The 12,237-nt window shown below is 45.3% G+C and carries 14 protein-coding genes; 11 read left to right on the top strand and 3 right to left on the bottom strand.

Translation table 11 applies throughout. From position 1 onward, the window contains the following. Positions 1-5 precede the first annotated feature (5 nt). The 11 genes from QNH17_RS28850 (at position 6) to nuoN (ending at position 10,693) form a co-directional block, all read left to right on the top strand. Positions 6-380, top strand: coding sequence for an NADH-quinone oxidoreductase subunit A (locus QNH17_RS28850; protein WP_283876716.1), 375 nt, complete (start codon positions 6-8; stop codon positions 378-380). Next, the gene (locus tag QNH17_RS28845) at positions 371-883 is read left to right on the top strand and encodes a NuoB/complex I 20 kDa subunit family protein (RefSeq protein ID WP_283876715.1); all 513 of its coding nucleotides are present in this window, start codon (positions 371-373) and stop codon (positions 881-883) included. Before QNH17_RS28850 ends, QNH17_RS28845 begins: the two co-directional genes overlap by 10 nt. Positions 884-886: 3 nt before the next feature. Next, on the top strand, positions 887-2,212 hold the full coding sequence (locus QNH17_RS28840) for an NADH-quinone oxidoreductase subunit C (protein ID WP_283876714.1): 1,326 nt from the start codon (positions 887-889) through the stop codon (positions 2,210-2,212). A 3-nt stretch (positions 2,213-2,215) separates the two neighbouring features. After that, positions 2,216-3,316 (top strand): NADH-quinone oxidoreductase subunit D, encoded by a 1,101-nt coding sequence (locus tag QNH17_RS28835; protein WP_144551619.1) that lies wholly within the window; start codon positions 2,216-2,218, stop codon positions 3,314-3,316. Continuing rightward, positions 3,316-4,320, top strand: a complete 1,005-nt coding sequence (nuoH, locus tag QNH17_RS28830) for an NADH-quinone oxidoreductase subunit NuoH (protein ID WP_283876713.1) — start codon at positions 3,316-3,318, stop codon at positions 4,318-4,320. The genes QNH17_RS28835 and nuoH overlap by 1 nt, the downstream gene beginning before the upstream one ends. A gap of 50 nt (positions 4,321-4,370) precedes the next feature. Further along, the gene (gene nuoI / locus QNH17_RS28825) at positions 4,371-4,790 is read left to right on the top strand and encodes an NADH-quinone oxidoreductase subunit NuoI (protein WP_144551613.1); all 420 of its coding nucleotides are present in this window, start codon (positions 4,371-4,373) and stop codon (positions 4,788-4,790) included. Beyond that, positions 4,787-5,305: an NADH-quinone oxidoreductase subunit J gene (locus QNH17_RS28820; RefSeq protein ID WP_283876712.1), complete on the top strand. Its 519-nt coding sequence runs from the start codon at positions 4,787-4,789 to the stop codon at positions 5,303-5,305. The genes nuoI and QNH17_RS28820 overlap by 4 nt, the downstream gene beginning before the upstream one ends. Then, positions 5,302-5,616 (top strand): NADH-quinone oxidoreductase subunit NuoK, encoded by a 315-nt coding sequence (gene nuoK / locus QNH17_RS28815; protein WP_026568243.1) that lies wholly within the window; start codon positions 5,302-5,304, stop codon positions 5,614-5,616. Before QNH17_RS28820 ends, nuoK begins: the two co-directional genes overlap by 4 nt. A 179-nt stretch (positions 5,617-5,795) precedes the next feature. After that, the gene (gene nuoL, locus QNH17_RS28810; RefSeq protein WP_283876711.1) at positions 5,796-7,667 is read left to right on the top strand and encodes an NADH-quinone oxidoreductase subunit L; all 1,872 of its coding nucleotides are present in this window, start codon (positions 5,796-5,798) and stop codon (positions 7,665-7,667) included. Next, positions 7,664-9,172 carry an NADH-quinone oxidoreductase subunit M gene (locus tag QNH17_RS28805; RefSeq protein WP_283876710.1) on the top strand — a complete coding sequence of 503 codons (1,509 nt, stop codon included), beginning with the start codon at positions 7,664-7,666 and terminating at the stop codon, positions 9,170-9,172. The genes nuoL and QNH17_RS28805 overlap by 4 nt, the downstream gene beginning before the upstream one ends. Before the next feature lie 6 nt (positions 9,173-9,178). Next, the gene (nuoN, locus tag QNH17_RS28800; protein WP_283876709.1) at positions 9,179-10,693 is read left to right on the top strand and encodes an NADH-quinone oxidoreductase subunit NuoN; all 1,515 of its coding nucleotides are present in this window, start codon (positions 9,179-9,181) and stop codon (positions 10,691-10,693) included. Between the two features lie 330 nt (positions 10,694-11,023). Here nuoN and QNH17_RS28795 read toward each other — a convergent pair whose 3' ends face one another. From QNH17_RS28795 to QNH17_RS28785, 3 genes are read right to left on the bottom strand one after another with little or no spacing between them, the layout of a single operon-like run. Further along, positions 11,024-11,584 carry a general stress protein gene (locus tag QNH17_RS28795; protein WP_283876708.1) on the bottom strand — a complete coding sequence of 187 codons (561 nt, stop codon included), beginning with the start codon at positions 11,582-11,584 and terminating at the stop codon, positions 11,024-11,026. A 37-nt stretch (positions 11,585-11,621) separates the two neighbouring features. After that, positions 11,622-11,792 carry a CsbD family protein gene (locus QNH17_RS28790; protein WP_283876707.1) on the bottom strand — a complete coding sequence of 57 codons (171 nt, stop codon included), beginning with the start codon at positions 11,790-11,792 and terminating at the stop codon, positions 11,622-11,624. Between the two features lie 19 nt (positions 11,793-11,811). Next, positions 11,812-12,117: a hypothetical protein gene (locus tag QNH17_RS28785; RefSeq protein WP_283876706.1), complete on the bottom strand. Its 306-nt coding sequence runs from the start codon at positions 12,115-12,117 to the stop codon at positions 11,812-11,814. Positions 12,118-12,237: the final 120 nt, after the last annotated feature.

The following is a 12,237-nucleotide window of genomic DNA, read 5'->3' as shown; positions in this document are numbered from 1 at the left end:
TAGACATGGAACTTCTAAATGTATATCAGAATAATTATCTGATTGTTTTTGCATTTCTATGTCTTGGGGTGCTGCTGCCTGTGGTGGCGTTATATTTAGGTAAGCTTCTGCGTCCACATAAACCGAGTGAGGCGAAGTATACCACATATGAGAGCGGTATTGATCCATTTCACGATTCCCGTGTACAGTTCAATGTCCGCTATTATATTTTTGCCCTAATGTTTGTTATTTTTGATGTAGAAACCGTGTTTTTATATCCATGGGCCGTTGCCTATGATAAGTTAGGGATTTTTGCGCTAATTGAGATGTTGATTTTTGTTATTATGTTATTAATTGGCCTTGTGTATGCCTGGAAAAAGAAGGTGCTACGATGGAATTAAAACTAGATGGCCTTTCACAACACGAAATGGCAGAGTTACAGCGAAATGTATTTATGACTACGCTAGAGCAAATTAAAGCTTGGGCCCGAAGCAGTTCGATCTACCCAGTGACATTTGGTCTGGCTTGTTGTGCGATTGAAATGATGGGTGTAGGCGGAGCGAATTATGATTTGGACCGTTCTGGTTCGTTTTTCCGGACGTCACCGCGTCAGTCGGATTGTATGATCGTGTCTGGCACCGTGACAAAGAAGATGGCACCAATTTTACGAAGATTATATGACCAAATGCCCGAGCCTAAATGGGTCATTGCGATGGGTTCTTGTGCGACAGCAGGTGGGCCGTATGTGAAATCTTATTCAGTCGTTAAGGGAGTCGATCAAATCGTTCCTGTCGATGTATACATACCAGGATGCCCTCCAAACCCAGCCGCTTTAATTTATGGAATCAATAAATTAAAGGAAAAGATTCGCTATGAGGCGAAGACTGGGAAGAAGGTGATCTAACCAATGAGTGGGGAAAAAGATCTTGAACAGTTAAAGAAGGAAGCGGTTGCGAAAGCGAAGGCTGCGGCGGCGGCGAAACGAGCAGCGAAGGCCGCAGGAGAAGCTGCACCAGCACCTGAGCAAGAAGAAAAGCCGGCCGAGCCAGTTAAAGCCGAAGAACCAGCATCAGCAACCACAAATGACGCAGATGATCTAGCGAAAAGAAAGGCCGAGGCAGTCGCGAAAGCGAAGGCAGCAGCTGCAGCGAAAAGAGCGGCGATGGAACAAGGCGAATCTTCAGCCCCAGCGGAAGAATCTGCGCCAGCAGAACCGTCTGTACCAGCAGCAACCGATGCAGATGACCTCGCGAAGAAAAAGGCGGCAGCGGTGGCCAAAGCGAAGGCAGCAGCCGCAGCGAAGCGTAAAGCGATGGAGCTTGCAGGCGGAGAAGCCCCAGCTGAAGAAACGGCGCCAGCGGAACCCGAAGCAGACGCCGGCGATGATCTTGCGAAGAAAAAAGCAGCAGCGATAGCGAAAGCAAAAGCCGCAGCAGCAGCAAAGAAAAAAGCGATGGAACTCGCAGGTGGAGCCCCAGCCGAAGAAACCGATACCACAGCCGGAGATGATGCCAAGGCGAAAGCGGCAGCAGCGGCCAAGGCGAAAGCAGCGGCGGCAGCCAAAGCAAAGGCAGCAGCAGCGGCCAAAGCCAAAGCAGGCGGAGCTGGAGAGGACGCAGCGGGTGGCGATGACGAGAAAGCGAAAGCAATCGCGGCAGCCAAAGCAAAGGCGAAAGCAGCGGCAGCAGCCAAGGCAAAAGCCGCAGGAACAGGAAAAGCGGATGACACAGCCCCAGCAGCTGCAGAGCAGCCATCACCAAATCAGCCATACCTAGACAAATATGTGAAGGTCATAACTGAGCATCTAGGTGCGGATGTTTTAGAAGATTCTTATATTAATAAACTTTCTAAGGATGTTCCAACCCTTGTGGTGAAGCCTGACACCTATTTCAAAGTAGCTCAATTTTTAAAATACAATGAGCAGTTAGGGTTTGATTATTTATCCGAGCTTCATGGGACAGACTTTGTCACACATATGGAAGTATATGTTCACTTATACTCATACAAAAACCGTCAATCGGTTGCTTTTAAAGTAAAGATTGACCGTAACGAACCAACAATCGAGTCCTTGCAGCCGCTTTGGGCAGGGGCAGAATGGCCTGAGTGTGAAGCCTATGACTTACTGGGAATCAAGTTTCCAGGGCATCCGGACTTACGACGTATCCTGCTTGGCGAAGATTGGGTTGGCCATCCACTGCGCAAAGATTACGAGCCGTACGACGTGGAGGTGTAACCAATGATCAGAACAGAAGAAATGATATTAAACGTCGGTCCTCAGCATCCAAGTACACACGGAGTGTTCCGTCTCGTTGTTAAAATTGATGGGGAAATTATTACCGAAGCAACGCCTGTCATCGGTTACTTGCACCGTGGGACAGAAAAATTAGCTGAAAACCTGCAATATACGCAGATTATTCCATATACAGACCGGATGGACTATCTATCCTCCATGACTAATAACTATGTAATCTGTCACGCGGTTGAAACGATGATGGGGATTGAAGTGCCTGAACGTGCTGATTTCTTGCGCGTAATTGCGATGGAATTGAACCGGATTGCCAGCCATCTTGTTGCCTGGGGTACCTATATCCTTGACCTTGGTGCAACCAGTCCGTTCATCTATGCTTTCCGTGACCGGGAAATGATTATCAACATGCTGAATGAATTATCAGGGGCACGCTTGACCTTCAACTATATGCGCGTTGGAGGTGTGAAGTGGGATGCACCTGAAGGCTGGATTGAAAAAGTAGGCAGCTTTGTTCCTTACTTGCGCGGGCAGCTGAAAGGCTACCACGAATTGGTTTCCGGAAATGAAATTTTCCTTGACCGGGTAAAAGGCATTGGGAAGTATACGAAGGAAGAGGCGCTCCAGTATTCATTGAGCGGCCCGAATCTTCGCAGTACCGGCGTGAAATGGGATCTCCGTAAAGATGAACCATATTCCGTCTATAATCGTTTTGAATTTGATGTGCCAACTTCAGAAGAAGGCGATTGCTTGGCCCGCTACCATTTGCGCCTGGCTGAGATTGAACAATCCTTGAATATCCTTGAACAAGCCGTGGAACAATTCCCAGCTGAAGGACCAATTTTAGCGAAAGTGCCAAAAATTATTAAGGCACCTAAAGGAGAGGCCTTTGTCCGAATTGAATCACCACGCGGAGAGATTGGCTGCTATATTTATAGTGACGGCAAAAAAGAACCGTACCGCTTAAAGTTTAGAAGGCCGTCCTTCTATAACCTGCAAATTCTCCCGAAACTTTTAAAGGGTGAAAATATTGCAAACATGATTGCTATTTTAGGGGCAGTGGATATTGTCCTTGGGGAGGTTGACGGCTAATGATAGAAGAATTGCTCCAGTCAAGTCCAGGTTGGGCTAACTTTGGAATTTTCTTTTTACTCGGCGCTGTCTTGCTTTTAATTGTATTAGGGTTCGTTACCTACGGAATTTTAGCAGAACGGAAAGTCTTGGGTTACATGCAGCTGCGCCATGGTCCAAACCAGGTCGGCGGTAAATGGGGACTATTGCAAACCGTCGCTGACGTTCTCAAGCTTTTACTAAAAGAGGACATCATTCCAAAGGCTGCCGATAAACCCTTATTTATCATTGCGCCAGTCATTGCCTTCGCACCGTCGTTTATGGTGCTGGCCACCATGCCGTTCACGGATGCCTTTCAGTTCGCTGATATCGGTGTTGGATTACTTTACTATATCGCGGTAAGCGGATTAACCACCTTCGGCATGCTGCTTGGCGGCTGGGCCTCAAATAATAAGTACGCCCTTTTAGGAGGCATGCGTGCATCAGCCCAGATGATTTCCTACGAAATACCGTTAGTTATGTCAGTACTAGGTGTCATCCTTTTAACAGGAAGTTTAAATCTAAATGATATGGTCGAAGCACAAAAGCATGGCTGGTTCATACTTTTGCAGCCAATCGGCTTTATTATCTTTTTCATAGCATCGATTGCCGAATTAAATCGGACACCGTTTGACTTGCCGGAATCGGAAAACGAGCTGGTTGCTGGATACCACGTCGAATATACTGGATTCCGCTGGGCCTTCTTTATGCTCGCAGAATATGTGTATTTATTCGCAATGTCCGCCCTAATTACTGTCGTGTTCCTAGGCGGATGGCTGGCACCGTTTAGCTTCCTAAGCTTTATCCCGGGTGCAGTCTGGTTCGCGGTTAAATTTAGTGCCGTTGTCTTTGTTTATATCTGGCTTCGGGCCACCTTACCGCGTTTCCGCGCCGACAAACTCATGGAATTTGGCTGGAAAGTCCTCCTGCCAATCGCTTTAGCAAATATTTTCTTAACAGCATTAATTAAGTCACTATTCTTTTAATGGTGCCTGACACCAATAACTATCTTTAAAATGTAAAAGGGGTGAAAAACGTGCTTGGATTAGCAAAAGGCTTGAAATATACCCTAAAGAACTTGACGAAAGAAAAGGTTACTTATGATTATCCGAATAAGCCGATTCCACTGCCCGACCGATTCCGTGGTATTCAAAAGTTTTATCCGGAGAAGTGTATTGTTTGCAATCAGTGCATGAATATCTGCCCGACCGATTGTATCGATTTGACGGGTAAAAAACATCCGGATCCAACGAAAAAAGGGAAAATCATTGATACCTACGATATTAACTTCGAAATTTGCATCCTATGTGACCTATGTACAGAGGTATGCCCGACAGAAGCGATTATCATGACCAATAACTTTGAGCTCGCTGAATACAGCCGTGACATGTTATTTAAAAATCTAGAATGGTTAGATGAAAACGACGAAAACATACGGCAGGTGAATAAACCATGACCTTTTCGGGGGAATTCCTCGCATTTATGGGGCTCGCACTTGTCGCGATTATCGGAGGTGTGCTGCTTTTAAATCTTACCAAGGTTGTTCATATGGTCGTTTCACTAATCTTCACCTTTGTAGCAATCGCTGGTATTTACGTAGTGCTGTCCGCTGAATTTGTGGCCGCAGTGCAGGTCTTAATCTATTCCGGTGCCATTACAATCATTATGCTATTTGGAATAATGTTAACGAAGCATAATGATGAACATGAACCGAAAACAGGCAAATGGAGAAAAATCCTTGTCTTCCTAGGGATTTTAGGCTTTGCGTTTGCCGTGTATCTTGGGATTTACGATTTCAATATCGAACAGGTTCCGACGACCTTGCATGAAAATAACACGATGCAAATTGGTAAAGCACTTTACTCAAAATATATCATTCCATTTGAGTTAACGTCTGTTTTATTATTAGTCGCCCTTGTTGGTTCGATTATCCTAGCGAAAAACGAGAAGAAGGAGGCGGATGATAAATGAGTTCCGTTCCCGCTTCAGCCTTCCTGGCACTAGCACTCATTTTGTTTTGCATCGGTTTATACGGTGCACTGACAAAAAGAAATACCGTAATTGTCCTGATTTCAATTGAATTGATGCTGAATGCCGTGAATATTAATCTCGTCACTTTCAGTAAATACGGAATGGCGCCGTCAATCACGGGCCAAATCTTCGCTCTGTTCGCAATCAGCGTTGCAGCAGCCGAAGCGGCCGTTGGTTTAGCAATCTTAATCTCGCTATACCGCGCTAGAAAAACCGTTAACATCGATGAAATGGATACGATGAAAAACTAGGTGTCAGGCACCACAAAAAGACACTTTGGTCTTTTTGTCCACGAAGGGTGTCAGGCTCCAAAATGTACCACAATGGCACCATACCAATGAAAATGTACCTCTAAAGGTACAACGACAAAATTGTCTTTCAACAAAATTCGAATGGTGAAGTTTGTATCATTCGAAAGGGGATAGTGATAATGATGGAGAATGCATGGCTCATACCGCTTTTCCCGCTATTATCGTTTTTGATCCTTCTTCTTTTCGGGAAGCGACTGAAGGAAGCAAGTGCCTATGTGGGGATTCTCCTCACGCTGGCATCACTTGTCTACTCGATTTTGGTTTTATTCGAGCGCTTCAAAGAGCCGACCTATGTCACGAAATTTGACTGGCTCACGATAGGAGATATGCATCTAACAGCGGGCTTTGAAGTGAATCAATTAAATGCATTAATGCTGTTTATCGTATCGCTCGTAAGTTTCTTAGTACATACCTACTCCAAAGGTTATATGCAAGGAGACGAGCGGTTTCCAGTATTCTATGCCTATTTAGGATTATTTACGTTTGCAATGCTCGGACTGGTTATATCGCCTAACCTGCTGCAAACTTATATTTTCTGGGAACTTGTCGGCGTCGGTTCCTTCCTATTAATCGGTTTTTATTTTTACAAAGACGAAGCAAAAGCAGCTGCTAAAAAAGCATTCATCATGACCCGGATCGGGGACGTGGGCTTATTTATCGGCATGATTCTGCTATTCTGGGAAACCAAAAGCTTTGAATATAGTGAAATTTTCGCAGCTGTTGATGCCGGTGCGGTGTCAGGCACCATGATTACTTTGACCGCGATCCTGATTTTCATCGGGGCGGTTGGTAAGTCGGGTCAGTTCCCGCTTCACACGTGGCTTCCGGATGCGATGGAAGGTCCGACGCCTGTTTCGGCGTTAATCCACGCGGCGACGATGGTTGCGGCCGGGGTTTATTTGGTTGCGGCATTATTTCCACTGTTTGAGGCGAGCCATACGGCGCTCCTTACGATCGCTGTGATTGGTGCATTTACGGCAATTTTCGCCGCAAGCATTGGTCTTGTGCAAACCGATATCAAGCGCGTACTTGCGTATTCAACTGTTTCACAGCTTGGCTACATGATGCTGGCCTTAGGGTCTGCGGGTTATGTGGCGGGGGTATTCCACTTGATGACACATGCCTTCTTCAAGGCGCTTCTGTTCTTGGCAGCCGGTTCTGTCATTCACGCGGTACATACTCAGAACATCGAAGAAATGGGCGGACTTTGGAAAAAGCTCAAGCTTACCGGACCGCTATTTTTAATCGGAACACTCGCGATCAGCGGTGTCCCAGGACTTTCTGGATTCTTCTCGAAAGATGAAATTTTAGTGGCGGCATGGGAAGGCGGACATCCTGTACTCTTTTTCTTAGCCCTTGCGGCAGCCTTCATGACCGCATTCTATATGTTCCGCTTGTTCTTCCTAGTCTTTACGGGTGAAGCGCGCGGCAACCAGAAGCATGTCCATGAATCGCCATCCAATATGACCTTACCAATGGTTGTGCTTGGTGTTCTTGCCGTAATCGCTGGTTACGTCAATACACCGTGGTTCGGTACATTCCTTGGCGATTGGCTCGTTGATGGCAACGAAGCGTTGGCACATCAAGGCCACGTTGAAGGCCCGGCTTGGATCATGATCGCAGCAACGGTCGTATCCTTAGCGGGAATTTTCCTTGCCTACTTGATGTACAACAAGCGTTCGATTGCTCGTAACTGGTTAAGCGGTACAGGCGATACGCTACACACAATTTTATTGAACAAATATTACGTTGACGAGTTTTATCAACTGACAGTTGTGGCCATCACAAAAGGGGTCAGCTACTTCTTACGTTTCATTGACGTGTTTCTTGTTGAAGGACTTGTCAAAGGCGTGGTCGGAATTGTTCAAGGACTTGGCGCCGCAGGGTCGAAACTGCAATCCGGACAGGTTCAAACGTACGGTGCGGTGGCCTTTGTCGGACTTGCGGTTCTCGTCGTCATCTTTGCATTAACAGGGGGGTACTTACGATGAATTTAACATCCGTTCTTTCACTCCTAGTATTCTCCCCTTTACTAGGTATCGTGCTTTTAGCATTTATGCCGAAAACGGCAGAAAAACCAATCAAAGCGGTCGGCTTTCTAGCGACCTTGCCAGCCTTACTGCTGGCCCTGGCAGCCTATCTGCATTTTCAATTTGGTAAGGATTTAGCCGATTTTACGGTCTCAGCCAAGTGGATTCAATTCCATGGGATCAACGCTCCTGAACCATATTTTTCCGTTTACTATGAACTGGGCCTAAGTGGTTTTCAGCTTCTGCTCGTGGTCCTTACAGCGGTAGTAGCGACACTTTCGGCGATAGCCGCGGCAAAGTTTGTGAAAAAGGAATGGAAAGGTTATTTCATGCTGTTCCTGCTCCTAGAGATAGGAATGCTCGGCGTGTTTACGGCGGAAAACTTAATTCTGTTCTTTATCTTCTTTGAAATCACGCTTATTCCGACCTTCTTCTTAATCGGAAAATGGGGTTATTTTGAAAAAGAAAAAGCAGCCTACAGTTTCTTGATTTATAACGGACTAGGTTCTGCGATTCTATTAATTGTGATTATGATTCTTTTTGCAAAAACAGGATCAACCAATATAAACTATTTAACAGAATTGATGGCAAAACCAGACGTACCGCTTTCGAGCGATCTGAAAATGGGCTTATTCATTGGCTTTTTGCTAGCGTTTGGTGTCAAATTGCCGATTTTCCCATTACACAGCTGGATGTTAAAAGTCCACGTACAAGCACCGCCATCAGTTGTTATGATCCACTCAGGGATTCTTCTGAAAATAGGTGCGTACGGATTAATTCGATTTGGAATGGGCATTTTTCCCGAGCAATTCGGGACTCTTGCGACGCTGATTGCCATCCTTGGAGTGATTAATCTCCTCTACGGGGCGTATCTAGCGTTCATTCAAACAGATTTTAAAATGGTTTTAGCTTATTCATCGATTTCTCATATGGGAATTGTGCTAATCGGACTGGCTGCTATGAATGAGGCTGGGATTCAAGGGGCAATTTTCCAAGTGATTTCGCACGGATTGATTTCCGCGCTGTTGTTCTTCTTAGTCGGCGTCCTGTACGAACGCACCGATACGTCACTTATCGAGAATCTTGGCGGAATGGCGAAGGGCATGCCGATTGCAGCAGGCTTCTTGTTGGCTGGCGGGATGGCGTCGCTTGGCTTGCCAGGGATGTCTGGATTTGTCAGTGAGTTTATGGCCTTCCTCGGACTTTTCAGAGAAATGCCGGTGATAGCAGCGGTAGGTACGCTCGGAATTATTATGACGGCGGCTTACTTGCTTCGTGCAGTTTTAGGAATCACGTACGGCAAGGCGCATCGTGAATTTACGGGCATCCTTGATTTGAAGGGCGTCGAATTCTTGCCTGTGCTCGTACTTATGCTGTTAATCGTATTAATTGGTGTTTACCCAAGTGTCCTAAGCGCGCCATTAAAAACTACACTTGAAACCATCATGCTAGGGATAGGAGGGTGATGAAGGATGAGTCTTGATACCTTGCAGCAATTTCATTGGAGTGCCATGACACCAGAGTTCATCATCCTTGGTGTATCCGCACTTCTTACACTTTTAGATTTATTTATGCCGAAAAATCAAGATCGAAGAATTCTCGGCTGGATTGGAATTGTCGCGATTATCGCTGCAACCGTGTCCGTGCTTAGTTTAGTGGGCGGACCTGTGAGGTCGATTTTGGACGATTCATTCCGCTTAGATAGTTTCGCGATGGGCTTTAAATTATTACTTCTTGTCGGGGCAGGTCTGGTTATGCTTTTGGCCGTCAGCTACGAGGCGAAGGATGGTTTAGAGGAATATCGCGGTGAGTTTTATTATTTGTTCTTATCAGCCTTGCTTGGCGGCATGATTATGACATCGAGCGGCGATTTAATTACGCTGTTCATCGGATTGGAATTGTTAACTGTTTCTTCCTATATTTTAGCAGGAATCCGCAAGTATCATTTGGAGTCGAACGAATCTGCGATGAAATACGTCATCAATGGCGGAATTTCCACCGCGATCACGTTGTTTGGGATGAGCTATATCTATGGTTTAACCGGCTCAACCAACTTAGTGAAGATTGCCACTAGTCTAACTCAAGTGGCAGACGGTCAACAGGCGTACCTGTTAACATTGGCATTTTTAATGGTATTAGTGGGGTTAGCGTTTAAATTGGGAGCAGCTCCATTCCATATGTGGGCACCTGACGTCTACCAAGGCGCGCCTACACCGGTTACTGCATTTCTAAGTGTCGTTTCGAAAACAGCTGGATTTGTGATTGTGCTTCGGATTTTGTTAACAGTCTTTCTCGCAGCGGCATCGGTCAGCGATCCACAAAAGCCAATCCTACTGCAAATGCAGGATTACTTAGCATTTATTGCTGGAGTAACGATGATTATCGGAAACGTGGTGGCCTTAAAGCAATCCAACATTAAACGAATGTTTGCTTATTCTAGTATCGCGCACGCCGGTTATATTCTCGTTGCCTTAACGACGCTGAACTCGAATATCTTTTACTCGATTTGGTTCTACCTGCTCGCTTACTTACTTATGAATATGGGTGCGTTTGCCATTATTCAGGTCGTTACCGAAAAATCAGGTTCAGCGAAGATAGCTGATTTTGCCGGCTTGTACCGCCGCTCGCCTGTGCTTGCGGTCGTTATGGGCATCTTGCTTGTGTCGCTGGCCGGTTTCCCGGGCACAGCAGGTTTCATTGGAAAATTAAACATTTTTATCGGTACATTTTCTGGTCCGACACCGCATTATGTGCTCGCTTCATTGATGATTGCGACGACGGTGGTATCGTACTTCTATTACTTTGGTGTGATGACACAAATGTTCTTCCGTCCGGCAAGTGACGACAGCAAGTTCAAGATTCCAGCTGGCATTTTGATCGTGTTGGTTGTCGCAGTCGTCGGTTCAATATTGTTTGGTGTGATGCCGAATTTCGCGTTAGACTTTATGCAAAATAACCTGAATAACCTATCGGATTTTTTCAGTTAGGTTAGGTTCAGTTAAGTTCGGTTGGAATATTAGGATGCTTTGGGGGAAGCAGCCTGTCAAATTAAAGGGGTTTTCATACAGGAAAAAGGAGAGGTTGGGGAGCCTCTTCTTTTTTTATTGGCATTTAAAAGGTGCTTATTACATCATTTTTAGAACTTATGACATATTTTCGAGCACTTATAACATATTTTCGGGACACTTATTACACATTATACGAAACTTATGACATTTTCTGGATATTATCTGAAAAACTCCTCGATCGCAGTTCCGCCTAAACCAAAAAATGCTGCAAACAACGTAATCGTTGCTGCAGCTTTTTTGCATCTTTTATTAGAATTTAGTATTCAAGGCTGGATTTCGATCTCTAATGCTATCATATCGTGATTCTTCTTTATCTGGTGTTGGTTCTACTTCAATAGGAGCCTCTTGCTCCCTATCTCTGTCAGAGTGGTCTCTTTTATTAACTAGGACTAGAATCTTTCCCTCTTCAACGGACTCTTGATAATACTTGGCATCATCGTCTGGAATTCCAAGTCCGATCAGTGCGCCTGCTAGTCCGCCTACACCTGCTCCTGTTAAAGCACCCATGATGCTTGCTGCGATAGGACCTGCGGCGACAATCGGGCCAATACCTGGGATGGCCAGAGCGCCAAGTCCAGCTAATAACCCGGTTGCACCACCAATTGCTCCACCCGTAAGCGCGCCAGTGGCAGCCGTGTCTTCAACGGCGGTGCCTGTTTCTTCTGTGATGGTATCTAAGTGATTTTGATCTTTACCAATTACACTGATTTCTGACTTATCGTATCCCCATTTTATCAGGTCTTCAATGGCGGCAATCGCCTCTTGTTCCGATTGATACACACCTACAATGTTCTTTCCATGCTTGTCCACTTTTTCTCCTCCTCTAGTTTAATAGGTTGGATAAATGCTATTTTGATAGTGTATCTTTCACTTCGCCTACGCCTTCTTTTACTTTACCTTTGGCTTTATCTACTTTTCCTTCTACAACCTTTGAGTCATCATCAGTTAAGTGGCCCCATTGCTCTTTCGCCTCACCTTTTACTTGATCAACACTGCCTGAAAATTTATCTTTATTCATATTGTTTAGCCTCCTAGTTTTAATTATCTAATTCATCTTTCTTTTCGCCATCGCTAACACCATTATCTTGATCTACTCCATCACCAACACCGTCCTCTTTCAATTTTTTCTCAACATTATTCACTGCCTCTTCAATATTCTGCTTCGCATCGTCCATTGTTGCGTTGGCTTCCTTCTTTGTATCAGTGTCTACTGCATCCTTTTTTTGTCCATCACTGATTCCATTATCCTGGTCGACCCCATCACCACATCCAGCTAGCCCGCCGAATGTTAGCGATACAGCCAGTCCGCCAACTAGTAATCGTTTCTTCCAACTCATTTGCATTGGTAGCTCCTCCTTCTAATTGAACTGTTTAGAAGTGCAAGTCTGCCTTGCATATTGGTTATATTCCCGCTGCAAAGAACTTGAAACCTTATTTTTTCCTAAGAGGTTCTTTCTTTGGGC

The sequence above is a fragment of the Neobacillus sp. SuZ13 genome (assembly GCF_030123365.1).
Classification (GTDB): Bacteria; Bacillota; Bacilli; order Bacillales; family Cytobacillaceae; genus Neobacillus.
This window is presented reverse-complemented; position numbering and strand designations above follow the sequence as displayed.